Below are 24526 nucleotides of genomic sequence, written 5' to 3' on the forward strand. Positions count from 1 at the left end.
CTCACCACCCGAAGATAACGGCGTCGAATACGGAACGCCGTCTCTCGGCCGTCGGCGTCGAGGTTCGACTCAGTCGGCGGACGCCGCGTTGCTCGCCGCTCGAAACAGGCCGCGGCTCGCGGAGTAGCGATAGAAGACGAACAGGCCGACGGCGGCGGCGACGTTCGAGAGCGTGACGGCCCAGAAGACGGCGTGGACGCCCATCCCGAGGACGTAGACGCCGACGAGGGCGATGGGCAGGCGGACCGCCCAGTACTGCACGAGCGTCGAGTACATGCTCAGGTCGGTGCGTCCGGCCCCGCTGAACCCCGCTTCGATGACGTAGATGAACGCGAACGCCCAGTAGCCGTACGCGAGGATGCGAAGGTAGTCGACGGTGAGAGAAAGCGTCTCCGCGCCGATTTCGGGGATGAACGTCCGTGCGATGAGGTCCGGCATCGCCCACTGGGTGAGGCCGACGAGGCTCAATCCGACGGCGCCGACGAGGACGCCGACGCGGGTGGCCGCCGCGGCACGCTCTGGTGCGTCGGCACCCACGTTCTGCCCGACCATGCTCGTCGTCGCCGCGGAGAGTCCCTGAATCGGGACGAACGCGACGGTTGCGAGGCGCGCGCCGACGGTGTACGCCGCGAGCGCCGCCGCCCCGCCCGTGAGCGTCACGAGAGATATCATCACCGCGCGGGCCACCTGCCGTCCGGCGTTCTTCAGCGCGATGGGCGTCCCCGTGCGGACGATGTCCGCGAACGCCCCGGCGTCGAACCAGAACGCGTCCCGAGAGAGCGAGAACGCGGTTCGGCCGCGGAGGGCGATGCCGAGAGCGAGGAGGCCGCCGCCGGCGTAGCCCACGCCGGTGGCGATGGCGGCACCGAACACGCCCCACTCGGGGAACACCCACAGGCCGAAAATGAAGAACGGGTCCAAGACGACGTTCAGTCCGACGGCGGTCAGGTTCACGAGGAGTGCCGCGCGGGTGTCGCCGAAGCCGACGAACCCGCTCTCCAGTCCGTCGCTCACGCTGGACATGACGAGCGACAGACTCCACCCGAGCATGTACGTCGCGCCCGCGGCGACGACGGTGGTGTTCGGGTAGAGGAGCCTCAGCGCGGGTTCGGCGGCGAAGTAGACGACGCCGACGAGGACGGTGGAGACGAGGGCCATCAGGACGACGGCGTGGACGGGGAGGCGTCGGGCCCGAGCGTCGTCGCCGGCACCGACGCGTTGCGACGCGGTGACCTGACTCCCGACGAAGACGGCGGTGATGGGGATGGTCAACAGCGCACCGAGCGGAATCACGAGGCCGACGGCCGCGACGGCGTCGGTCCCCAACCGACCGAGCCAGAAGGTGTCTATCACCTGCTGGGCCACGAGGGCGAAGTTCTGCGCGACGAGGGGGAGAGCGAGGAGAACCAACGTCCGCGGAATCGGTCCGTCGGTGATGTCCTCGGTGGACACGTCCAGCACGATACCGAAGTGACAGATTCGGTGTAGTAATACGTTCCGGTTGTCTATTCAGTGAACTATCACGACATATGACTACTATCCGCCTCGGTGACCGCTCAGGGGTTCGCCTCGCTCTCGTCGTCGTCCGAAACCGTCCCGGGTGTGCTCGGAACGCTCGGAAGCCAGTCCAAGTCGGCGTCGACGCGGCCGGAGAGAACCGCGTTGACGACGACGCCGACGAGGATGGCGACGCCGCCGAAGTAGAGCCACGAGAGGAAGATGAGGAGCGCACCGGCCAGCCCGTACAGTTGGACGCTCTCCGAGAGGGTGACGTAGACGCGGAAGACGACGCCCGAGACGGTCCACGCGCCTGCCGCGATGAACGCGCCGGGGAGCGCCTCCGTCAGCGTCTGGTCGACGCCGGGAAAGAGGTAGTACATCGGGAGGAAAAACAGGACGAGCGACGCGAGGATGAGGAGCGCACTCGCGACGGACCACCAGCCACCGGGGAGGGCGATGGAGAGGCCGACGGAGACGAACGAGACGACGATGAGCGCTGTCGTCACGCCGACGAAGACGAGTATCGTGTCGCGGATACGCCCCCAGAACGACGTCTCTCGCCGCGTCCCGTACACCTCGGCGAACAGGTCCTGAATCGACCGGAGGCTCTTCAGCGAACTCCAGACGACGATAGCGACGGCCAGCGACAGCGCTCGGAGACGCGCGGACGTCTCCGCGCCGACCATCTTCAGGATTCGTTCGAACTGCGTCGGTTCGACGTCGACGAGGCGCGAGAGCCCCTGCGAGATGGTCTCGACGCTTCCGAACGTGGCGATTCCGACCACGAGGAGAAACAGCGTCGGGACGAACGCGTTGAAGACGTAGTACGCGAGGCTGGCCGCGAGCGTCGTGACGTTCTTCTCGTGGCTGACGGCGACGACGGCTTTCGACGTTCTGACGACTGACTCTACGCGGGGCACACGTCGCGGTACGGCGCGGCCGTGTATCAACCGTCGCAGCTGTCGCGTTCGGTGACTGTCTCCCGAACGGCTACAACGGTTATGTGTCGGCCGAGGGTCTACTGATGTGCAATGACCGCACTCACAGCGCTCACGGCCGGTGTCGCAGTCGCGTCGCTCGCAGTCCCCCTGCAGGGTGGAGGACTGCTCCCACTCGCCATCGCGTTCATCGTGCTGGCCATCGTCGCGGGGCTCGCGGGATTCCGCGGAGTCGCGGGACTGTCGATGAGCGCCGCGAGACTCCTCATCGTGGTGTTCCTCGTACTGGCCATCCTCACGTTCTTCCTCTAGCTCGGCCCGCAGGAGGCGACGCGGTCCGTCCGCCGTCGTCGTCGTCTGATGTCTCGCCTCCGCGCTCTCCTCGCGCCGTCAGGCTTATTCGGGCGTTCCGTGAACCGAGAGCCAATGAACCGACCACTCGCCGCAGTCGCGGGCGGACTCTCGGGAACGACCGTCCTGACGGTCCTGCTCCTCTTGTTCGAAGTAGAGACGCGGTCGCAGATAGGCATGTTCGAGGTCGTCGCACGCTTCGTGGGCGTCCCCGACAGCACCACCGTCGGCTTCCTCCTGTTCGTCACCGCGGGCGTCCTCGCGTGGCCGCTTCTGTTCGTCGCTCTCGAAGAGCGCATCCCAGGCGACGACCCGGCGCTGAAAGGGATGGCGCTCGGCGTCGCCCTCTGGATACCGTTCGTCGTCCTCGGCCGCGGCGAACTCGCCGGCGCAATCGTGTTCGCGTTCGGCGGCCTTACCCTCGTCGCACACCTCGCGTACGGCTACGTCACGGGAGCGGTGTACGCCCGACTGGCCGGTCGCGAACCGGCGACCGAAGTGTTCGGCGACGGGACGGAACTACGTGGCTGACCCGGACAGTTCTCGGAAGTTGAGGACGGCCTTCGCACTTATAATGTGACCGTCCTAACGGTTTCTTACGCGCCTCGCGCGCAGGTTGATAATGTCTCTGCCGCTCGCTTCACTCCTCGTCCTCGCCAGCGTGCTTCTCGGCGGACTCGCCTACCGGCACCGCGACGAGGTACTCGACGGTCTTCGGATGGTATCGCCCCGAGACGACGCCGCACTCAGGACGGACGGCGGCGAACGTCCGGACGAACGGCGCTCCGACGGCGGTCATCGCACGGACGGCGGTGACGCGCACGACGCTCGCGCCGACGAGTCCGCGCCGGACGGCGGCCGCACCCAGCAGATAATCGGTGCGATATACGGCCGCGAACACAAGACGAGCAAACCCTACGGGCTGATGCGGTGGGTGACGAGCGTCGACCACAAGGACATCGGCATCCTCTATCTCCTGTTCGGCCTCGCGGCCGGTCTCTGGGGGGCGACGGACGCGATGATGATTCGCACCGAACTGTTCACCCCCAGCACCGACGTCTGGGACGCCGACACGTACAACGCGCTGTTCACGACGCACGGACTGACGATGCTGTTCTTCTTCGTCACGCCCGTCTTCACCGGCCTCGCGAACTACTTTCTCCCCTTGCTCATCGACGCCGACGACATGGCGTTCCCGCGCATCAACGCCATCGCGTTCTGGCTCTTGCCGCCCTCTATCGTCCTGGTTCGCGCGGGCCTCCTGACGGAGGTGTTGGCGAAGGCCATCGACGCCGTCGGCCCGCGAATCGAGTTCCTCTACGCGCTCGAACCGCCGACGCCCGGGTGGACGCTGTACACCCCGCTGACGACGGGTCTGGCGAACCCGCAGGTGGACTTGCTCATCCTCGGACTCCACCTCTCGGGCCTCGCGACGGTGATGGGGGCGATAAACATCATCGTCACCATCTTCACCGAACGCGGCGACGACGTCAGTTGGTCGAACATGGACATCTTCTCGTGGTCGCTCCTGACGACCAGCGGAATCATCCTCTTCGCCTTCCCCATCCTCGGCAGTGCGCTGTTGATGCTGCTTCTCGACCGGAACTTCGGAACGACGTTCTTCGCCGTCGAGGCCGGCGGTGCCATCCTCTGGCAACACCTGTTCTGGTTCTTCGGCCACCCCGAGGTGTACATCCTCGTCCTCCCGGCGTTCGGGTTGACGAGCCAGATTCTGCCGAAGTTCTCCGGCCGCCGACTGTTCGGCTTCAAGTTCATCGTCTACTCCACGCTCGCCATCGCCGTCCTCTCGTTCGGCGTCTGGGCGCACCACATGTTCGCGACGGGCATCGACCCGCGACTCCGCGCATCGTTCATGGTCGTCACCCTCGCCATCGCCGTCCCGAGTGCGGTGAAGACGTTCAACTGGATGGCGACGCTGTGGAACGGCAACGTCCGCCTCGAAGCGCCGATGCAGTTCCTCCTCGGCGGTATCGGCCTGTTCGTCGTCGGCGGCGTGACGGGTATCTTCCTCGCTTCCATCCCCGTGGACCTCGTCCTCCACGGCACGTACTACGTCGTCGCGCACTTCCACTTCATCGTCGTCGGCATCATCGCGTTCTCGATGTTCGCGGCGTCGTACTACTGGTATCCGCTCTTCACGGGCCGGATGTACGACAAGCGCCTCGCGACGCTGCACTCGATACTCAGCATCGGCGGCGTCCTCGTGACGTTCATGCCGTTGTTCCTCGTCGGCCTGATGGGCCTGCCGCGCCGGTCCGCGCAGTACCCGGCCGAGTTCACGCTCCTCCAACAGATAGCCACCGTCGGCGCGTTCGTCCTCGCCCTCGGGGTCGGCGTCTGGTTGTTCAACATGGTCAACTCGTTCCGGACCGGGCCGGTCATCCGCGACCCGGACCCGTGGAACCTGAAGGAGTCCGGGCAGTTCTCCCGCGAGTGGCAGTGGTTCGAGCGCCGACTGTCGAGTGACCTCACCAGTTCGACGAAACTGCTCGGCGACGGCGGCACGGTCATCGACGAAGACGGTGCGCCGGGGTCGGAGACGCAGACTGACACGGAGAAATCCGAGACGCCGGAGACGGAGGCGGCGGACGACACCGACGCCTCGACGCCGTGACGCGATCTCACTGATTCTCGACGCTCCGTCGCTGTTTTCGCGCGGTTCAGACTCGGCGGTTCCGACTCGGCGTTCAGAGTCGACGATTCCGACCGAACGGGGGAGAAGAGAGACGAACGGCGACGCGTGCGACGAGTTAGCTCTGGAACGGTTCTTCGTCGCGGTGGTTGTCGGGGTTGTTTATCTCCTGTGCCTCTCGCTCCATCTGGTCGGTCTCGCGGTCCACCGCGTCGAGGTCGCGACGGTCGCCGTCGGGGTGGACGTCGTCTTCGTCGCCCGTGCCGGGGACGCGAGATTTGTCGACGAACCGGTGTCGGTCCTCGTCGCCGTCGACGACGAACGCCACGTCCGAGGAGTCGTACAGCGAGAAGAACGACTCCCAGTCGAGTTCCTTCCCGTCGGCGTCCTCGTCGGTCGTGAAGTTGAGTTCCAACGCGCCGTCGGGGTTCGCGGAGATGACGGGACGCGCCCCAGTCTCGTCGGCCCACGACTGGATGTCTTCGTGTCCCGAGAGAACCTGCTCACCGTCGTCGCTGTCGGTGTTTTCGCTCATAGCACTCGTTCATGAGTCGGAACGAGTACCCGTCTCCTGCCTGCAAATGCAAGCTGCCGCCGCCGAAGTGATTTATAAAACAACACGCAGATACAGGCAAAACGTCGTGGCTCCGTCCGAGCGAGCGGTGCCCGTCGTCCGAAGGCGACCGTTCGGTGGGCCAGACTGTCTCGCGAACGGCCGTCGGCTTCAAACCGCCCCCGGACGTACCGCGGCCTATGACAAGCATCGCCACCCTCCGGGCGGATGCGGCGGACTTCCTCCTCGGGTCGACGTTTCGTGCGGTTCCATCGCTGAGCGTCGAAGTGCCGCCAGTCGTCGCTCACGGCCCGGACTCGCCGTTTCCGTTCCTCGTCACGACGGGGGCCGACCCCGAGTGCGTCGCGGCGGCGTTCGCGGACGACGACTCCGTCCGCGAGGCGACGCGACTCTCCCCCGTCGACGACGGCGGCTTGTTTCGCGTCTCGTGGAGCGAGACGGTCGAACTCGTCCTCGGGTCGCTCGTCCGGACGGACGCGACGGTGCTCTCGGTCCGTGGCGTCGACGCCGAGTGGCGATTCCGCGTCCTCGCCCCCGACCGGAACTGTCTCGGCGTGACCTTCGACTTCCTCGCGGACCACGGCGTCGAGGTGGAACTGGACGGCATCCGCCGTCTCGACGCCGACGCGACGGCCCGGTCGTTCGGCCTCTCGGAGGGGCAACGCGACGCCCTCCTCACCGGCCTCGAGCACGGCCTGTACGAAGTCCCCCGCGGCACCGACACCTGCGAACTCGCCGACGAGTTCGGTATCACGCACCAGGCCCTCTCCGAACGACTCCGCCGCGCCCACGGAACGCTCGTCGAAAACGCCCTCGCGTCAGGGTCCCGCGTGTTCAACTGAGCGCCGCGAGCGACGTTCCCGCGAGCGAAGTCCGTGCGTTTTTCCCGCAACTCCGCGACCGACCCGTATGCACACCGCACTCTCTCTCTCCCCGACGACGCCGTCGTGGGCATGGTCCACCTCCGCGCACTCCCCGGCGCGCCGACGCACGACGACGCCGGCGGTATCGACGCCGTCCGCGCGGCGGCCCTCGAAGACGCCGCGGCCCTCGAAGCGGGCGGCGTCGACGCCGTGATGGTCGAGAACTTCGGAGACGTCCCGTTCTACCCCGACGACGTACCGAAACACACCGTCGCGTCGATGACCAGCGTCGTCGAGAGCGTCGTCCGCGCAGTCGATGTTCCCGTCGGCGTCAACGTCCTCAGAAACGACGCCGAAGCGGCCCTCTCAGTCGCGGCGGCGACGGGCGCGTCGTTCGTTCGGGTGAACGTCCACGCGGGGGCGCGTGTCACCGACCAAGGACTCGTCGAGGGCCGCGCCCACGAGACGATACGCCTCCGCGAGGGACTCGGCGCGAACGTCGCCGTCTTCGCCGACGTGGGCGTGAAACACTCCGAACCGCTGGGCGGCGAGACGCCACTCGCCGTCGCCGTCGAGGAAGTCGTCGGCCGCGGACTCGCCGACGGCGTCGTCGTCTCCGGCGTCGGGACGGGCGAACCCACCGACGACTCCGACCTCGAAGTCGTCGCTCGCGCGGCCGACGAAGCTGGCGTCCCGGCACTCGTCGGGAGCGGTGTCACTGCCGAGACGGTGGCGGACACGCTGGAACACGCCGACGGCGTCGTCGTCGGGACGGCGTTGAAAGAAGACGGGGAGACGACCGCACCCGTCGACGAGTCGCGGGTCCGTGCCGTCGTCGAGGCGGCGCGGGCGCGAACGGAGTAGCGGTGTCAGCGCGGGGTGAACCCGGGTTCTCTACGCGGCGGAGTCCGGCGCGTTCGTCGATCTATATTCCGAGCCACTCGTCGTTCCGAACCTCGTATCCGTTCGCCCGGCAGAACTTCGCCGCCTCTCGACGCACCGCGCGGGACGACGGGAGCTTTTCCTTGTCGTGAATCTGCTCGACGACCCAGTCGCTGATGACTTGTATTCCTTCGTCGTCGTCGACGGAGTCTATCGCTTTGAGTTCTTGGAACGTCGTCTCGTACGTTTTACGCTGTGCCCAACTGAACTCCGTATTCGAGAGGGTCTTGCTCGCTTCCACGATCCGTTTCATCGCCGCGGAAACTGTCGGAACTTGAACCAGCACTCGAACGGCGTCCGGGGAGTCGAACGTCTCGTCGTCCGCCTTCGGAACCAGTTCTTCGATACTGTAGCTCCCCTCGGCCGACTCGACCGCCCAGTCGCCGATGGCCGCGACGATATCGCTTCCCGTCGCGGGGAAGTTCAGCGCTTCGAGTTCCGCCTCCAAATCGACGGATTCTGTGGACTCGTCCGGAGGCTGTTCCTCGTCGCCGCGCTCCAGTTCCGCGTCGATTTCTCGCTGTTGCTGGCGTCTCTCGGCGTCTCGTGCTTGCTTATCTCGACCCGTCTTGTTATCTGCCATCCGATAACTATTGCACTCCAGGCCGATAGTCCTGTGCCCGACGACCCCTCCCGGACGGCACCGTCGGTGACCGAACCCGAGTTCGACGGGTGCCGTCCGAGAGCGTCGTTAGTTCACTGAGAATCTGAGCGCGGTCGCTGTCCGAGCGCTGTCTCTCCTCCCGGACTCAGAGGAGTCGGGTCGGGAGAGCCCGACAGAACGAGGCCGCTACGGTGCGGCGACGGCGGTGATTCCGGTCGTCAGCACGAACCACCCGAGGTAGTTCCACCACGGCACGTCGCCGTAGCGGGGACTGGAGACGCGCGACTCGTGGTACGTCCAGAAGCCCTGTGCGACGCCGTGGGGGTCGGTGAGCAGGTTCGTCGCCGTCGCGAGGACGCCCGCGGCGACCGGTCTGAGCGGACCGGTGACGACGAACCCGACGAGCGAGTACGCGACGTAGATGACGCCCACCCACCCCGCGAGGGCGACGAACGGGACGCCCATCGCCTTCGGACCGGTGTGGTGGGTCAGAAGGCCGGGCCGGATGACGAAGATTTCAGCGACGAACGCGACGGCGACGGCGACGGCGACGAACCGGAGTGCGGGGACGACACCCCACACCCACGCGGCGTGGACGACGGCGGCGACGCCGAGTCCGGTCGTCGTCAGGCGAAAGCGGTCCTTCTCCTGCATCGCCGACTACGCACCCAGTTCCTCTTCGACCAACTTCACGGCGTTCTCCACCGCCCCGACCGACCCGAGGTGGCCCGCGCCGATAGAGGCCTTCATCGCCTTCGCCGCGCTTCCGGTGACGACGCTCGGCCCGAGTTGGGCCACGGCGCCGTCGCCGACGCTGACTATCCACCCCGGGACCTCGAACCGGTACGGGTCCATCCGGGGGGCGAACCCGTCGGTGTCGTCGCCGAGGTCGTGGCGGACCAGTTTGGCGACGTTCTTCGCCACCGTCCGGGCCTCCCGGAGGGCCGCCGAAGCGGAGGCGGGCACCGCCTCGCCGTCGGCGTCGACGACGCGCGCGGCGTCGCCGACGACGAACGTGTTGGCGTCGACTCTGAGGTCGCTTCTGACAGGCGGTCGGTCGCCGCCCATCGCGGTGCTCCCGGCGATGCCGCCCGTCCAGACGAACGTGTCGTACGGGAACGTCCCCGCGTCCGTCTCGACGGCGTCCTCGGCGGCGCGTTCGACGGTCGTTCCGGTCCGAACGTCGATGCCGCGGGAGTCGAGTTCCTCGCGGACGGCGTCGCGGAAGTTCGGCGGGAAGTTCGGCGCGACGTCGTCTAACTGTTCGACGACGGTGATGGTCACGTCGACGCCCTCTTCGTCGGCCAGCGCACCGAGTTCGCCCGCCGTTTGGACGCCGGAGAGACCGGCCCCGCCGACGACCACGTCCACCTCGTCTGCAGACTCTGTGGCAGACAGGAACGAGTCGCGAATCGCCTCGGCGTGGGCGACGCGCTTGAGCGGGAGGGAGTGCTCTTCGACGCCCGGAAGGTCGTAGTAGGCCGTCTCCGCGCCGAGGCAGACGGCGGCGTAGTCGTAGTCGAGCGTCTCGCCGTCACCGAGGCGGACCGTCCGCGCCTCGCGGTCGACGCTCTCGACGCGAGCGACGCGCACTTCGGCCCGGCCGAACAGGTCTTCGAGCGGGACCTGAATCGCCTCGGCGACGCTCGGGCGGCGAATCACGCGATGGACCTCGTGTTGGACGAGGTGCGTCTCCGCCTCGTCGACGACGACCAGTTCCGCTTCGGGAGGGAGACAGGATTCGAGACGGCGGGCGAGAGTCACACCGGCGTACCCCGCACCGAGTACCAGCACACGCATGTCCGGAGGTTGGTGTGAGGAGCAAAGAGCGTGTGGGGTCCGGCAGTCTCGCCGGAACGTCCGGCGACGAACGGGGGGCGATGCCGGCTCGCACAGTCGCAACAACTGTCAAATCGAGTATGTATTTATCCCGTGAGCGAGCGAGAGGACGGTGACTCGCTGAGAGTCGGTGATACACATGGAAGATACTCGCTCCACCGGAGCGATCAACTCGGTCACAAACACGTACGTCGCGGGACTGCTCACCGCAGTCGGAGCAGTGCTGGTCGCCGTCGTCGGCTTCGAGAACTACCTCCCCGGCGCGACGACGCCCGGAAGTGCGGGGTGGCTGACGTTCTACGGTCTCCTCACTCTCGGCGCACTCGCGCTCTTGGTCGGGGCGGTCCTCGGTTACCCGTTCGCTCGGGCGTCCGGTGGCCGAATCGGCCTCGCCGGCGTCGGCGTCGCGGCGCTCGGCTTCGCGATGACGACGTTCGGGAGCGCGCTGAACCTCGTCTACGCCGGGCCGGCCGGTGAAACCACGACGGGCGGCGAGTTCCTGTTCGGCGGCATCGTCGTCGCCGTCCTCGGCGGCGCGATACTCGCCGCGGGTCTGTCCCGCGCCGGGACGCTCGTCCGCGTCGCCGCGGCGCTCGGACTCGCCCTCGTCGCGTTCGTGACGGCGCTGGTCGTCGAACTCGCATTCGTCGACCTGTTCGCCACCTTCGCGGTGGTGTTCGCCGTCGGCTGGCTCCTGTTCGGTCTCAGGATGCGCACGTGGACGGCCGAGGCGACGACCGGTCGCACCGCGCCCGTCGCGTAACGCGACTCACCACGGCGGATTTTTTCGTTTCGGACGGTCTCAGAACAGCGCGTCGGACTCGTCGAGTATCTCGGCGGGGCCGCCGACGCTCCACACGTCGGTGTCGACGTCGCAGGCGGCCACGGCCTCCTCCACGCGGTCGGCGTGTTCCGCGGTCGTGTTCACGTAGACGCTCGCGCCGGTGTCGGCCGAGAAGTAGACGGGAATCTCCTCGTCGGCCCGCAGTTCGCGGACGGCGTTGAACACGGCGATGGTCTTCGGTTGCCAGTACACCCACCCCGCGGGGCCGGTCATCGTCGTCGCCGTCAGCGACAGCGTGTCGTGTTCGGCGAGTTCGAAGGCGCGGTCGAAGTCCGCCGCGTGGAGGGCGTCGCGCATCTCGTCTAACTGGTGGTGGACGTGCGCCATCCGCGCCTGAAACATGTGGCTGGCGGCGGCCTCCTCGTGGGCCTGTTCGGTCTCTTTGTAGGCGGGGACGTGCGCGGCGACGATTCGTAGGTCCTCCTCCAGGTCGGACTCGATGCGTTCGGAGCGGCAGTCCTCGTCGTTCATGCCGGAGTACAGATGCGAGAACGCGCCGGTGACCGCGCGGGCGGCCGACGAGGACCCGCGACGGGCGATAGTCGATATCTCGGGGCGCGTCATGCCGAGGTCGGCCGCTTCGGCGAGGGCCATCGCGGCGGCGGCGAACCCGGACGAAGAAGAGCCGAACCCGATGTTCGAGGGGAAGGAGTTCTCGGATTCGAGGTGGACGGCGTGGTCGAAGTCGGCCAGCGAGCGCACGTGGTCGACGACGGCGTCGATTCGCTCTGCGCCGCGGCCGGTCACCTCCTCGCCGCCGATGACGTAGGTGTCCTCGTCGGCGTCGGGACGGAACTCGACGGTGGTCTTCGTGTGACTCGGCGCGGTACAGACGCTGATACTGTCGTGGTACGGGAGTCGCAACTCCGCGTCGCGCATCCCGTGGTACTTCACCAACCCCTGAATCGGGTGTGCTTTGGCGGTGGCCTTCATACACCTACGCGTGAGAGACGCGGGGTTAAACGTCCCGATGGTCGGCGCGGCGCTATCGGCTCAGGGCACTGCGAGAGGAGAGTCGGCGTGCGTCTGCGGGCGTCGTACTTTACTCGTCGGTGTCGGCGTCTGTCGATTCTCGTCCTCGTTCCCAGACGTTCGTCACTGTCTCCCCCATCGGCGGGGTGTGGCTGACGTCTTTCATACTGGTTCGCTCTGTCATCATGCTACTGACTGCCATGTGGGCTCTTAACGCTTTCCTGGAAATGATAATAACACTTAGTACCATGCATATGTGTTTAAGGATTTCAGTGCTGGCTCGATATCACACGTGAACCGTACGAACACCTATATCGAACGCACGCCCGACGGTCGGCGTCTCGTCGTCGAACGCGTGGTGGACGCCCCCGCCGACGCCGCGTGGGACTGCCTCGTCGAGACGCGAACGTGGCCGCGGTGGGGGCCGTCCGTCGCCGCCGTCCGCGGCCCGGAGCGAATCGGTCCGGGAGCGACCGGTGCGGTCAAAATCGCCGTCGTCGGCGCGTGGGTGCCGTTCGAGGTGACGACGTTCGACGAGGGGGCGAGGCGGTGGACGTGGCGCGTCGCGCACGTTCCGGCGACGGGCCACCGCGTGGCGGCGCTCGGAGAGAGACGGTGCCGCGTCGCCTTCGAGATTCCGCTCGTCGCCGCCGGGTACGCCGTCGTCTGCCGCCGCGCGCTCTCGAAGATTGCGCGTCTGGCGGCGTCTCGCGACTGACGCTCGCGGCGGCCGCTCCGACTTACGGCGGGCGTTCCAACGAGAACCGGTCCGTCGTCCGCGTGTACTCGTTGCCGGCCATGCGTCCCACGGCGTCGAGTTTCTGCGTGTCCATCTTGCCGTCGGTGAGGACGGAGTCGTCGACGTGCGCGTGGACGACTTCGCCGAGCACGAGCGTCGAGGTACCGACTTCGATGCTCTCGGCCAGGCGGCACTCGAACGACACCGCCGCCTCCGCGACGCGCGGCGCGTCGACGACGACGCAGTCGGCGGGCGTCACGCCCGCGTGTTCGAACTCGTCTTCGCTCGGGTCGAGCGTCGCGCTCGTCTCGTTCATCGCCTCCACCACGTCCTCGGTGACGACGTTGAACACGAACTCCTCCGTCTCGATGGCGTTGCGTGCGCTGTCCTTCAGGTCGTCGCCGGTGCCGACCGACGAGAAGAGGAGCGTCGGCGGGTCGACGCTGGCGACGTTCGAGAAACTGTACGGGGCGAGGTTCCGCGTCCCGTTCGGAGCGCGCGTACTCACCCACGCTATCGGGCGGGGGACGACGGCCCCCGAGAGGAGGCGGTACGGCGAACCGAACGCGTCCGGCGGTCCGTCCACGTTACGCCGCCTCCGAAGTGGTCTGTCGGGTCACGGTCGTCGTTGGTCGACCAGCGGCAAAGGCGTAGTGGAACCGGCTAGAGGCCGATACCGAGCGCGTACGGCCACGCGGTGTTCGAGAGGGCGAGGAACACGAGCGCGGCACCGAGCATGGTGACGTTCTTCAGGAAGTCCGTCATCTCCGCCTGTTTCCGGTCCTCGGGGACGGCCCAGAAGTCGTGGAACGTCGGCGTCGCGACGACGAGGAACGCCGCCACCGCGCCCGCGGCGAGCGTCGGGAAGACGCCCGTAGCGACCCCGAGTCCGCCGAGGACGAGCGTCACACCGGAGGCGACGACCATGAACCGTGCCGCGGGCAACCCCTTCGCCTGTCCGTATCCGGCCATGTCGTCGACGTTCAGCAGGTGGTTCAGTCCCATGAACGCGACCACGAGACCGAACGCGAGGCGTCCGGCGAGGAACGCGAGTTCCGCGCCGGGGCCTTCGAACTGGAGTAGTATCGGACCGAATGTTGGTATCATTACGATACGTGGTTTCGAGACGAATCGATATATCAGTTGTCGAGACGGAAGTGTAACCGGGTAACACGCGCGTCACGCCCCGTCAGCGCCGTTACGCTGTTTCTCTCGCTTTGTCATTTTTTGTATCACATCCCGTACCTAAATGTGGCTAACAGCCATAATTCGAGACCATTCCGTCCGCTCTTAATTATCCTCAATCCCCTCGAAAAATATACCCGTGTCCGTCTCGGAGTGGCACTAGAATGGAACACTCCACCGATGACTGACTCTTGGGATACTGCGGGTTACATCGCGAGCTCGCGGTACAGAGCGTCCGTCTGTGAGTTCCTCGACGACGAGGGACCGGAGCTTCCGTCACGCATCGCGTCGCAACTCGGCTTGGCGCAACCGCACGTCTCGCGTGCGCTCTCGGAACTCCGTGACCGAGGGGTCGTGGAGTTGCTCGTCCCCGAATCGCAGCAGAAGGGTCGGCTGTACGGGCTCACCCGCGAGGGCGAGGCGGCGCTCGTCAAACTTCAGGGCGAGGCGGCGTCCGTCTCCGTCTCGTTCGTCGGCGCGGACGCGTTCCCCTACATGCCGTTGGTGGAGTTTCTTCAGGCCGAGCATCCCGACAACTTCCGACTCGCCGCCGCGCGGGACGGCGACGACTCGAACGTCTTCGTCGCCTCCGAATCGGTGCGCGAGACGTACGACGAGGAGTCGCTGTCGAACGTCATCGCGGCCATCAGAGCGGGCGATGCGACGATAGACGACAAGCTGGAGGAGTTACCCACGGGAGAAGGCGAGTTCGTCGTCCGCGGCTTCGAGCAGTCGATGCTTTTCCGACTCCGAATGGACGCAGACGCCGAGGTACTCGTCTCTCTGGAGCGAGACGCCGACGTCCACGTCGCGTCGTTCGCCGACGCCTGCCGCAGTCGCATCTCCAACTGACGTTTTCTCGCCGGGAGGCGAACGCACAAACCGACCGAGAGCCAAGCGTCGGTATGTACACGGGAAAGACCGAGCAACCCTGCTGTCTCTGCGACGACCCGGAGACGGTCGCTCGGGTAGACATCCCCCCGCGTGCGGTGCGCCTGATGAAACACTCCGACCCCATCGCGTGGCGCGACATCGTCGGACGGGCGTCGATTCACTTCTGCGAGAGCGACTGGGAACTGGTCTGTGACCTGGTCGAGATGGGGATGAACCCCCTCTCGCGGTGCAACGTCGCGCGGGCGTCGTTCAGCATCCGAGAGGACTTCGAGGCGATGCTGAACCAGACGCGCGACGAACCCGACCAGACCGAACTGGAGTCGCGTCTCCTCGCCGACGCCCGCGAGACGCTGTCGGCGTACGGCGACGACCCGATGGTCGAACAGCGCGACTTCGTCGAGGCCCGACTCGTCGTCGACTCGCTCGCCGAGTTCGGCGTCACCGAAGAGAACAGGCCGGAAGACGCGCTCCGCGGCTAAATTTCACCTCCGGTCCTTCACAAAACCATTTATCGGCAGGGTTCGTACAGTGCGGTATCAGATGGCTCTCCGAGACATCATCGGGTCGGTCAGAGAACGCGAGCGAACGCTCGTCCTCTACGACCCCGCCTCGGACCACCTCGTCGAGCAGGTACGCGAGTACCTCGCGCCCTACTCCGTGGCGGTGGAGAGTCGGTCCCACGGCGGGACGCTCTCGGGACACGCCGAACTCGTTCACGAGGACGGGTCGAGGCTGTTCACCGACTGTTCGTCGCTCTCCTCGCCGCTCACACAGGACGCCTTCGAGGCCTGTTTCGGCGACGCGCTGACGCGAATCGACCGGACGACGTTCTCCTCGTACGACGGGTCGCAGATGGTCGCCACGTCCAGGGAGATAGAGGACAGAGCGTGGCGCTACGGCCACGGGTCGCTCCACGCGGGGTTCCAACGCGTCTCCGCGCTCCAGACGCAAGAGCAGGTGTACCGCGATTTGGCGCGTAAGCAACTCGACATCCACGCGTACGCCGTCCCGGACGCGGACGCGCCGCCCCTCGACGGCGTCGACGTCCACCTCGTCGAGGACGACGAGATAGCGAAGACGTGGTTCGTCGTCTACGACGGCGGTGGCGACGACGACGCGAAGTGCGCGCTTCTGGCCGAGGAACGCGACCCGGACGTGTTCCGCGGGTTCTGGACGTACGACCCGGCCGTCGTCGACGCGATTCTCTCGCACCTCGCGGCGCGGTACGCGCCGCTGCCGTGACTTTGGTTGTAGATTTCTACTACCACCCAAACTGAGGTTCTGTTTGTCGAAATTTACAACACGTTATATGTGCCCGGTCCGATTAGTCGAACGAATACCGCGAGGACTACTCCGGCCCGAGGTAGTTCGCTTCCACGACGGGCACCCACCACATGATACGGAAATCGCTCACGATACTCTTGGTCGTCTCGCTCGTCGCGAGTGCGACGCCCGCGACAGCACTCACGTCCGAACCGGAGATTCAGACCATCGTCCCGCAACCGACGGTCACTCCGGGCACCGAGAACACCGTCAGCTTCCAACTGCTCAACGAGGCGCGCGGAACCGAAGACAGCACCATCACCGCCACGAACGTCCGCGTCTCGGTCGGTGACGACGCGCCGATAGACGTGCTCACAGAACAGTTGTACGTCCCGCGGTTGGCGGACGGTGAACCCGTGACGCAGACGCTCCGGATGCAGGTTCCCGCCAACATCGACTCGGGCACGTACCGGATTCCGCTGCGGGTGACGTACGAGTTCGAGACGAACGGCGGCGACCAGCGGCAGATTACGAAGAACCTGAACGTCCCCGTTCGCGTCCAGAGCGGTGCGCAGTTCGTCGTCGCGGACACGAACTCCACCGCGACGGTGGACGGCCGCGGAACGCTCACGGTCGACGTGCGCAACGTCGGCGAGCAGGCGGCGTCCGACGCGACGTTCACGCTCACCTCGAACAACAACGACGTGCGCCTCGGCGGCGGACAGCAGGCGACGCGGTTCGTCGAGAACTGGAAGCAAGGAGCGACGAAGACGTTCGAGTACGACGCCCAACTCGGCGAGTCCGCGCAGGAGGGCGACTACTCCTTGGAGGGAACCGTCGACTACAAGGACGCATCGGGCAACGCTCGGACGAGTCCCGCGTTCACCGTCGGGATGACCGCGCTTCCGGAGATGACGTTCGAGGTGTCCGACGTCGAGAGTTCGCTCCGCGTCGGCGACAGCGGCAAGGTGACCGGTAACATCACGAACACCGGCCCGCTGACGGCCAGAAACGCCGTCGTCACCTTCCAGTCGAACAGCGCCACCGCGCAGGCCGTCGAGACGGAGTACGCAGTCGGCGAACTCGCGCCGAACGAGACGACGCCGTTCTCCTTCACCGTCGACGTGAAGTCGGAGGCCGACCCCGGCCCGCGACAGTACGGCGTCATGGTGAACTTCCGCAACCAGGACGGCGACCAGGTCCAGAGTGACGTCGTCGACGTGCCCGTCCGCGTCGGGCAGAGCAACGCCGGATTCGAGATACGGAACCTGGAGAGTTCGCTCCGGGTCGGCGAGGAGGGGACGCTCAGCGGCACCCTCGTCAACACCGGCGACGACCCGGTGACGAACGCAGTCTTGCAGTTCAACCCCGCCGGGCAGACGGTGACGCCCGTCGAGACGGAGTACGCCGTCGGCAACTTAGACGCCGGTGAGAGCCGCGAGTTCTCGTTCCAGGTCGAAGTCTCTTCGTCCTCCGGCGGCGGCCCCCGACAGTTCGGCTTCCAGGTCGCCTACCGCGACGAGGACAACCAACAGCGAACGTCCAACACGCTCGAAGTCCAGACCGACATCGCGCCGGAGTCCGCTGAGTTCGAGGTGACGCCGGTGAACGGGTCGTTCGCGGCGGGCGAGACGGGCGAGTTCCGCGTCAACATCACGAACACGCGCGACGAACCGCTGAGCGACATCTCCGCGAAGATATACGCGGAGTCGCCGCTCTCCTCGTCGAACTCCGAAGCCTTCGTCGAGGAACTCGGCCCGGGTGAGACGGAGACCATCGTCTTCGAACTCTCCGCCGGCGGCAGTGCCCTCGCGAAGACCTACCCCGTGAAGATGGACTTCCAGTACGACGACAGCCGAGGTGAGACCACCATCTCCGACACCTATCAGGTTCCCGTGGAGGTGACCGAGTCCGAGGGCGACGGCCTGCCACTCGGCCTCATCGGCATCATCGTGCTCGGTATCGTCGGCATCGCCGGCTTCGTCTACGTCCGTCGGGACTAACCGATGGCGTACGACTACCAACGCATCGTCGACTGGGTCGACGACCACATCGTCGAACGTCCGGGGAAAGTCATCCTGGCGTTCCTCGTGGTCACCGCCCTCTTCGGCGTCGGTCTGGGGAACGTCTCCACGGAGTCGGGGACCCAGCAGTTCGCCGAGGACATCCCCGCGCAGAACGCCCTCGACCGCATCAACGACGAGTTCCTCCCGGTGTTCGGCGAGGACACGGGCAGTACGCAACTCATCCAGCGGTCGCCGAACGTCCTCTCGAAGCAGTCGATGCTGCAGATGCTCCGGACGCAGGAGGAGATAGAGTCGAAACCCTCCCTGCGCGTCGAGCGAACGTCGTCGGCGGCGGCCGTCGCCGCCCGGACCATCGACCCGCAGGCGACGACGCTCGAACGACAGATAACGACACTCGAACGGGCGACGCAGAGCGACGTTCGCGCCGCCGTCCGGCAGAACGCCGACAACCCCGCGTTCACGGGGACGGTCAGCGACGACTTCAACGAGAAGAGCGCCTCCGCGTCGGCCACCATCGGCGTCGTCCAGCACTCGCTGACGGCTGAAGTGTCCTCTTCGTCCGGGCAGTCCGGGTCGAGTCCGCTGACGCCCATCCAGCAGAAGGTACAGCGCATCGCCCAGAACAGCGAGGGCGACATCACGGTGTTCGGCAGCGGCATCATCGCCGACGAGTTCGGCGCGGTCATCACCGACTCGCTTCTCATCGTGACGCCCGCGGCGGTCATCCTCATCGTCCTGTTCCTCGTCGTCGCCTACCGCGACTTACTGGACCTGCTCTTGGGGACGTTCTCGCTCGCACTCGCCGTCGTCTGGACGTTCGGCTTCCTCGGCTTGGCGGGCATCCCGTTCAATCAGATTATGATATCGGTGCCGCCGTTGTTGCTGGCGGTCGGTATCGACTTCGGGATACACGCCATCAACCGCTACCGCGAGGACCGACAGACCGGCCTCGACATCGAGGACGCGATGCGCGTGGCGACGGACCAACTGCTCGTCGCGTTCTTCATCGTCACCGGGACGACGGTCATCGGCTTCCTCTCGAACCTCGCGTCCGACCTCCCGCCGATTCGCGACTTCGGTATCGTCGCGGGCGTCGGCATCGTCTTCACGTTCCTCATCTTCGGCATCTTCCTGCCCGCCGCGAAGGTGTGGATGGACCGCCGCAAGGAGTCGTGGCCCATCCCGACGTTCAGCCAGAAACCGCTCGGACAGGAGGGGTCGGCGCTCGGTGACGTCCTCAGCGTCGGTGCCGTCGTCGCCGACAGGATTCCCGTCTTGTTTCTCGTGTTCACGCTGTTGCTCACCGCGGGTGCGGCCGGATACGCCACCGGCGTCGACACCTCGTTCACGCAGGAGGACTTCCTGCCGCCCGAAGAGGTTTCGCCGCTGTTGAAGTCGCTTCCCGAACCGTTCGCGCCCTCGGACTACTCCGTTGTCGGCACGCTGAACTTCTTAGAGGAGAAGTTCACGAGTTCGCAGGGGGGGTCGGTCACGATATACGTCGAGGGGCGGATGGAGAACGACGCCGCCCTCGAACAGCTATACCGCGCGGGCGAGGACCCGCCGGAGTCGTTCGTCTCGGAGGACCGCCGCGCCGAGTCGACGAGCATCGTCACCGTCATCCGCGACTACGCCGACCGCGACCCCGAATTCGCCAGACTGGTCGCGCGAAACGACGTGAACGACAACGGCGTCCCCGACGACAACCTCGGCGAGATATACGACGCGCTCGCCGACTCGCCGGTGTCCTCGCAGGCCGAGCGCTACCTCGCCGAGGACCACCGGAGCGCGCGCGTCGTCTACACCGTCTCCGCCGACGCGAGCGACCAGGAGGCGACGGCGGACGCCCGACTCGTCGCCGACCGCTTCCGGATGGACGCGACGGCGACGGGCGGAACCGTCGTCTTCCAGGAGGTGTCGGACCTCATCTTCGCCTCCGCCGTCACGAGTCTCGCACTCGCTCTCGGCGGGACGGTGGTGTTCCTCGTGTTCATCTACTGGCTCTTGGACGGGCTACCGTCCATCGCGCTGGCGAACCTCGTGCCCATCGTCGTCTCCGTCGCGGGCGTCGCGGGGACGATGCGCCTCTTGGGAATCTCGTTCAACGCGTTCACCGCGACCATCCTCTCTCTCACCATCGGACTGGGTATCGACTACTCGGTCCACGTCGTCCACCGGTTCCTCGACGAGCGAAAGAAGACGGACCTCCACACCGCACTCGAACGCACCGTCGTCGGGACGGGCGGCGCACTCATGGGCAGTATGTTCACCACGGCGTTCGGCATCGGCGTCCTCGTCCTCTCGGTCCTCTCGGTGCTGGGACAGTTCGGTGTGCTTACGGCCATCTCTATCGTCTACTCGTTCGTGGCTTCCCTACTCGTCTTACCCTCCGCCCTCGTCGTCTGGGACCGCTTCGCCAACGAGAGCCCCGACGTGCCGATGCGAACCGAAGAACCGCCCGCCGACGCCGGCCGTAACGCCGACGACGACCCGTTGGTGACGGACGGCGGGACGCCGACCGGTGACTTCGAGTTCCCGTTCGACGGCGGTGACGGGCGATGACCGACCGTGACGGCCCCGACGACGGCGTGACCGGCGACGCCGCGACGAACGAACACGAAGCGGTCGAGTCGCTCGAACGCCTCGGCCTGTCGAACTACGCCGCGCGCGTCTTCGTCGCGCTCCAACGACTCGGCGTGGGGACGGCGAAACAGATTCACGACGTGGCCGACGTCCCCCGGTCGCAAGTGTACGGCGCGGCCGAGGAACTGGAGGACCTCGGACTGGTCGAACTCCAGCAGTCGACGCCGAAGCGGTACCGACCGGTGAGTCTGGACGCCGCCCGACAGAGCCTCGCCGAGAGCCTCCAGACGGAGGCCGACCGGGCGTTCGACTACCTCGAAGCGGCCCGCGCCGAACGGACGGCGGGCGAGACGCGCGACGACGTGTGGACCGTCCGCGGGCGCGAACCCGTCCACAACCGCGTCGTCGAACTGGCCGAACAGGCGCAAGAACGCGTGCTGTTCGCCGCGCCGGACCCGTCGTTCGTTCCGGACGGGTTCGTCGCCACGCTCGAAGAACGCGCCGCCGCAGACGTCCACGTCCGCGTCGTCAGCGAGGACCCGGCCCTCCGCGACCTGTTCGCGGACGTCCCCCGCGTCGAAGCGACGGGCCCCGTCGAAGACCCCCCGGCCGATTTCACCGGACGGGTCCTCTTAGTGGACCGCCGGGCCGTCCTCCTCTCGGTCGTCCCCCCGACGCCGGGGGGCGAGGAGACAGCCATCTGGTCGGCCGACACCGCGATGGCGGACATCCTCTCGCGCATCATCGAGGGCGGTATCGAGTCGATGATCGGCGTCTGAACGGTCGTCGACGACGCGCTCCGACGGCCGGTCGGTGACGCGATTCATACTCTCCCCGTGGCTATTTCTCGCTCGGCTTCGACGGTCCTGACATGACAGACAGAGAAGCGGTCGCCGAAGCGGCCGCCGCCGCGGGGGCCGAGGTGGCGATGGAGATGTTCGAAGAGGACATCGAGACGAACGAGAAGTCCTCGAAGACAGACGTCGTGAGCGAGGCGGACGAGAAGGCGCAGGTCGCCATCCGCGAGGTGATAGCCGACCACTACCCGGACGACGTGGTGGTCGGCGAGGAGGGCGACACGCCGAAGGCCGTCCCGGAGACGGGCGACGCGTGGATACTCGACCCCATCGACGGCACCACGAACTACCTCCACGGCTTCACGACGTGGTGTCAGGCCGTCGCCGCCGTCCGCGACGCGGACCCCGTCGCGGCCGCGGTGACGCGCCCGGCCATCGGCGATACGTTCGTCGCCGACGAAGACAGCTTCCGGAAGAACGGCGTCGAGACGACGGTGAGCGAGGAGACGGACGTCGAACGGTTCGTCGTCGCGCCGACGCTCCGCGTCGACGACTCCAATCGCGGGCGATATCTCGACGTCGTCGAGACCTGTTTCCGAGAACTCGGCGACATGCGGCGCATCGGTTCGGCGCAGGTGACGTTCGCGATGGTCGCCGCCGGGAACATCGACGTGGCACTCGGACTGGGCGAGTCGCATCCGTGGGACACCGTCGCCGGCGCGCACATGGTCCGGAAGGCGGGCGGCACCGTCACCGACCTCGACGGCGAACCGTGGCGACACGACAGCGACGGCATCGTCGCCTCGAACGGGGAGGCGCACGACGACGTCCTCGACCTGTTCGAGTTCTGAGGGCGGGGCGGCGTCGACTCGGTTCAGATACGAGAGCCGACGCCCGCGACGCGAGACGCGCCCCACGCGAGGACGACGATACCGACGACGAACCCGGCCAATGCGACCATGAGCGGCGTCGGTTCGAGCAACCGACCGCCGAAGAACGGTCCCCTGACGAGGAGGAACCCGGTTCCGAGGGTGACGAGGAGGCCGACGAACGTCACGAGGCCGTAGAAGTAAGTGAGGACGCCGAACCCGGCGCGGTCGGTGGTCGAACGACGGAACATACGTCCGGAGACGACTGCACCGACTTATCTGTTGCCCGTCGACGAGTCGTCACCACCGGACGCCGAACTCGGACTCGCCGTGCGGTTCCTCGTACGTCACCTCGACGTCCTCCACCTCGGCGGCGTCGCTCCCAGTGTGACACCACTCGACCATCTCGGAGACGGCGTCTTCGGAGCCTTCGAACACCGCCTCGACGCGGCCGTCGTCGAGGTTCTTCACCCACCCGTCGACGTCGCGTTCGCGGGCCGCGTCCCGCGTGCTCGCTCTGTAGTACACTCCCTGTACTCTCCCCGTGACGAAGACGTGAGCGCGCGTTCTGTCGGCGGACATACCTCCCGGTACCACAGCCAGCGTCAAATATCAGATGGCCGAGGTTCCATCGCGGGAATCGAAGCCATCTAAGTGCGGGGCGGTCGAGTCGTCGGTATGGAACTCTTCGGTACCGCCGGGATTCGCGGCGACGCGGTGACGCGAGTCACCCCGGAACTCGCGCTCTCGGTCGGTCGTGCGGTGGGTCTCGACGCGGTAGAGTCGGACGGACGCGCGGAAGTCGTCGTCGGACGCGACGGACGAATCACCGGCCCGGCACTCGCCGCCGCCGTCGAGGCGGGACTCGAATCCGCCGGGGCCGACGTTCGCCGCGCCGGCGTCGTCCCGACGCCCGCACTCGCCTTCGCCTCCCGCGGCCGCCGGGGCGTCATGCTGACGGCGTCGCACAACCCGCCGACGGACAACGGAATCAAGGTGTTCGTCGACGGCGAGGAGTACGACCGGACGCTCGAACGCGGCGTCGAAGAACGCGTCGCCGCCGACCCCTCGCCCGCCGCGTGGGACCAGTGGGGCGAGAGCGAGTCGGTCGACGTCCTGCCGTCGTACCGCGAAGCGGTCGTCGAGTACGCGCGCGAACACGGCTCCGACGCGGACGGTCTGAACGTCGTCGTCGACTGCGGGAACGGGATGTCCGCGCTCGGGACGCCGCAGGTCCTCCGCGAACTCGGCGCGCGCGTCGTCACCCTCAACGGACAGGTCGACGGTCACTTCCCCGGCCGCGAGTCGAAACCGACGCCCGAGACACTGACCGACCTCTGCGCCTTCCTGGCCGACGACGACACCGAACCCGGGGGGGACTTCGACTTCGGCATCGCACACGACGGCGACTCCGACCGAATCGTCGTCGTCGACGCCGAGGGAGACATCGTCCACGAGGACACCGTCATCGCCATCGTCGCCGAACACTTCGTCCGCGACTCCGACGTCGACGACCCCGTCGTCGTGACGACGCCGAACGCCTCCGGCCGCATCGACGAACGCGTCCGCGAGGCCGGGGGACGAGTCGAACGCGTCCGTCTCGGCGCCCTCCACGAAGGTATCGCCGCCGCCCGCGCCGGAGGCGGTGACGTGGTGTTCGCCGCCGAACCGTGGAAGCACGTCCACCCCGGACTCGGCGGGTGGATAGACGGCGTCGCGTCCGCGGGCGTGTTCACCCGTCTGGTCGCCGAACACGGCCTCGACGCGCTCCGCGAACCCGTCACCGAACGACCGTACCGGAAGGTGAGCGTCGCCTGTCCCGACGAGAAGAAACGGGCCGCGATGGCGCGGTTGGAGACGACGCTCCCGGAGGCGTTCCCCGACGCCGACGTGGATACGGAACACGGCGTCCGCGTCGAACGCCCGGACGCGTCGTGGGTTCTCGTCCGTCCGTCGGGGACGGAACCGTACGTGAGAATCTACGCCGAGGCCGACGACGTGGACGCACTCGTCGCCGACGCCCGCGCCGTCGTGGAGTCGGCTCTCGACTCCGCCGAGTGAGTGTGCCGTAGTAACCGTTTCCCGACGA

At 66.8% G+C, this 24526-nt stretch carries 27 protein-coding genes; 15 read left to right on the plus strand and 12 right to left on the minus strand.

Annotated features, from left to right (window positions below; translation table 11 throughout):
* Positions 1-69: 69 nt before the first annotated feature.
* Entirely contained in the window at positions 70-1461 is a 1392-nt protein-coding gene (locus BM282_RS05435; RefSeq protein WP_089877676.1) for an MATE family efflux transporter, read from the minus strand.
* Between the two features lie 95 nt (positions 1462-1556).
* Positions 1557-2420, minus strand: coding sequence for a YihY/virulence factor BrkB family protein (locus BM282_RS05440; protein ID WP_175501395.1), 864 nt, complete (start codon positions 2418-2420; stop codon positions 1557-1559).
* A 111-nt stretch (positions 2421-2531) separates the two neighbouring features.
* On the opposite strand from BM282_RS05440, the gene BM282_RS05445 reads away from it, so the two are divergent.
* The 3 genes from BM282_RS05445 to BM282_RS05455 all read left to right on the plus strand — a co-directional run bounded on the left by BM282_RS05445 (position 2532) and on the right by BM282_RS05455 (position 5424).
* Complete coding sequence (locus BM282_RS05445; protein WP_089877682.1) at positions 2532-2750, plus strand: DUF1328 domain-containing protein; 219 nt, start codon at positions 2532-2534, stop codon at positions 2748-2750.
* 114 nt (positions 2751-2864) lie between these two features.
* On the plus strand, positions 2865-3320 hold the full coding sequence (locus tag BM282_RS05450; protein WP_089877685.1) for a DUF6789 family protein: 456 nt from the start codon (positions 2865-2867) through the stop codon (positions 3318-3320).
* 91 nt (positions 3321-3411) lie between these two features.
* On the plus strand, positions 3412-5424 hold the full coding sequence (locus tag BM282_RS05455) for a cbb3-type cytochrome c oxidase subunit I (protein ID WP_089877687.1): 2013 nt from the start codon (positions 3412-3414) through the stop codon (positions 5422-5424).
* 136 nt (positions 5425-5560) lie between these two features.
* On the opposite strand, the gene BM282_RS05460 is transcribed toward BM282_RS05455, so the two are convergent.
* A complete protein-coding gene (locus BM282_RS05460) occupies positions 5561-5977 on the minus strand; it encodes a hypothetical protein (protein WP_089877689.1) in 417 nt (138 codons plus the stop codon).
* A 218-nt stretch (positions 5978-6195) separates the two neighbouring features.
* Between BM282_RS05460 and BM282_RS05465 the strand changes: the two genes are divergently transcribed.
* Both BM282_RS05465 and BM282_RS05470 read left to right on the plus strand, forming a co-directional pair.
* Positions 6196-6858, plus strand: a complete 663-nt coding sequence (locus BM282_RS05465) for a helix-turn-helix domain-containing protein (RefSeq protein WP_089877691.1) — start codon at positions 6196-6198, stop codon at positions 6856-6858.
* Between the two features lie 33 nt (positions 6859-6891).
* Positions 6892-7743: a BtpA/SgcQ family protein gene (locus BM282_RS05470; RefSeq protein ID WP_394327785.1), complete on the plus strand. Its 852-nt coding sequence runs from the start codon at positions 6892-6894 to the stop codon at positions 7741-7743.
* A gap of 61 nt (positions 7744-7804) precedes the next feature.
* Here BM282_RS05470 and BM282_RS05475 read toward each other — a convergent pair whose 3' ends face one another.
* From BM282_RS05475 to BM282_RS05485, 3 genes are all read right to left on the minus strand, one after another.
* Positions 7805-8404 (minus strand): DUF5789 family protein, encoded by a 600-nt coding sequence (locus tag BM282_RS05475; protein ID WP_089877695.1) that lies wholly within the window; start codon positions 8402-8404, stop codon positions 7805-7807.
* A gap of 207 nt (positions 8405-8611) precedes the next feature.
* Positions 8612-9079: a carotenoid biosynthesis protein gene (locus BM282_RS05480; protein ID WP_089877697.1), complete on the minus strand. Its 468-nt coding sequence runs from the start codon at positions 9077-9079 to the stop codon at positions 8612-8614.
* 6 nt (positions 9080-9085) lie between these two features.
* The gene (locus BM282_RS05485) at positions 9086-10225 is read right to left on the minus strand and encodes an NAD(P)/FAD-dependent oxidoreductase (RefSeq protein ID WP_089877700.1); all 1140 of its coding nucleotides are present in this window, start codon (positions 10223-10225) and stop codon (positions 9086-9088) included.
* Between the two features lie 178 nt (positions 10226-10403).
* Between BM282_RS05485 and BM282_RS05490 the strand changes: the two genes are divergently transcribed.
* Positions 10404-11027, plus strand: coding sequence for a hypothetical protein (locus BM282_RS05490; protein ID WP_089877703.1), 624 nt, complete (start codon positions 10404-10406; stop codon positions 11025-11027).
* 39 nt (positions 11028-11066) lie between these two features.
* Here BM282_RS05490 and mvaD read toward each other — a convergent pair whose 3' ends face one another.
* The gene (gene mvaD, locus BM282_RS05495; protein ID WP_089877705.1) at positions 11067-12041 is read right to left on the minus strand and encodes a phosphomevalonate decarboxylase MvaD; all 975 of its coding nucleotides are present in this window, start codon (positions 12039-12041) and stop codon (positions 11067-11069) included.
* A 109-nt stretch (positions 12042-12150) separates the two neighbouring features.
* Entirely contained in the window at positions 12151-12282 is a 132-nt protein-coding gene (locus BM282_RS18925; protein WP_281244789.1) for a hypothetical protein, read from the minus strand.
* Positions 12283-12372: 90 nt separating this feature from the next.
* On the opposite strand from BM282_RS18925, the gene BM282_RS05500 reads away from it, so the two are divergent.
* Positions 12373-12798, plus strand: a complete 426-nt coding sequence (locus BM282_RS05500; protein ID WP_245758312.1) for an SRPBCC family protein — start codon at positions 12373-12375, stop codon at positions 12796-12798.
* A gap of 22 nt (positions 12799-12820) precedes the next feature.
* Here the strand turns inward: BM282_RS05500 and BM282_RS05505 are convergent, their stop codons facing one another.
* Positions 12821-13405, minus strand: coding sequence for a flavin reductase family protein (locus tag BM282_RS05505; RefSeq protein ID WP_089877708.1), 585 nt, complete (start codon positions 13403-13405; stop codon positions 12821-12823).
* A gap of 77 nt (positions 13406-13482) precedes the next feature.
* Complete coding sequence (locus BM282_RS05510; RefSeq protein WP_089877711.1) at positions 13483-13926, minus strand: DoxX family protein; 444 nt, start codon at positions 13924-13926, stop codon at positions 13483-13485.
* Between the two features lie 258 nt (positions 13927-14184).
* Between BM282_RS05510 and BM282_RS05515 the strand changes: the two genes are divergently transcribed.
* From BM282_RS05515 to BM282_RS05545, 7 genes are all read left to right on the plus strand, one after another.
* Positions 14185-14856, plus strand: a complete 672-nt coding sequence (locus BM282_RS05515; protein ID WP_089877713.1) for a helix-turn-helix domain-containing protein — start codon at positions 14185-14187, stop codon at positions 14854-14856.
* Positions 14857-14909: 53 nt separating this feature from the next.
* Positions 14910-15377, plus strand: coding sequence for a hypothetical protein (locus tag BM282_RS05520; RefSeq protein WP_089877714.1), 468 nt, complete (start codon positions 14910-14912; stop codon positions 15375-15377).
* Positions 15378-15438: 61 nt separating this feature from the next.
* Complete coding sequence (locus BM282_RS05525; protein WP_089877716.1) at positions 15439-16140, plus strand: DICT sensory domain-containing protein; 702 nt, start codon at positions 15439-15441, stop codon at positions 16138-16140.
* 152 nt (positions 16141-16292) lie between these two features.
* Positions 16293-18164 (plus strand): COG1361 S-layer family protein, encoded by a 1872-nt coding sequence (locus tag BM282_RS05530; protein ID WP_089877718.1) that lies wholly within the window; start codon positions 16293-16295, stop codon positions 18162-18164.
* Between the two features lie 3 nt (positions 18165-18167).
* Positions 18168-20750, plus strand: a complete 2583-nt coding sequence (locus BM282_RS05535) for an efflux RND transporter permease subunit (RefSeq protein WP_089877723.1) — start codon at positions 18168-18170, stop codon at positions 20748-20750.
* Positions 20747-21550, plus strand: coding sequence for a TrmB family transcriptional regulator (locus BM282_RS05540; protein ID WP_089877726.1), 804 nt, complete (start codon positions 20747-20749; stop codon positions 21548-21550). The genes BM282_RS05535 and BM282_RS05540 overlap by 4 nt, the downstream gene beginning before the upstream one ends.
* Positions 21551-21642: 92 nt before the next feature.
* Positions 21643-22419, plus strand: a complete 777-nt coding sequence (locus BM282_RS05545; protein ID WP_089877728.1) for an inositol monophosphatase family protein — start codon at positions 21643-21645, stop codon at positions 22417-22419.
* A 23-nt stretch (positions 22420-22442) separates the two neighbouring features.
* On the opposite strand, the gene BM282_RS05550 is transcribed toward BM282_RS05545, so the two are convergent.
* Together BM282_RS05550 and BM282_RS05555 are read right to left on the minus strand one after the other, a co-directional pair.
* Complete coding sequence (locus tag BM282_RS05550) at positions 22443-22688, minus strand: hypothetical protein (RefSeq protein WP_089877731.1); 246 nt, start codon at positions 22686-22688, stop codon at positions 22443-22445.
* A 49-nt stretch (positions 22689-22737) separates the two neighbouring features.
* The gene (locus BM282_RS05555; protein ID WP_089877734.1) at positions 22738-23019 is read right to left on the minus strand and encodes an acylphosphatase; all 282 of its coding nucleotides are present in this window, start codon (positions 23017-23019) and stop codon (positions 22738-22740) included.
* A 96-nt stretch (positions 23020-23115) separates the two neighbouring features.
* Between BM282_RS05555 and BM282_RS05560 the strand changes: the two genes are divergently transcribed.
* A complete protein-coding gene (locus BM282_RS05560) occupies positions 23116-24498 on the plus strand; it encodes a phosphomannomutase (RefSeq protein ID WP_089877737.1) in 1383 nt (460 codons plus the stop codon).
* Positions 24499-24526 lie beyond the last annotated feature (28 nt).

It is taken from the genome of Halogeometricum limi, from assembly GCF_900115785.1.
In the GTDB taxonomy this organism is placed as follows: domain Archaea; phylum Halobacteriota; class Halobacteria; order Halobacteriales; family Haloferacaceae; genus Halogeometricum; species Halogeometricum limi.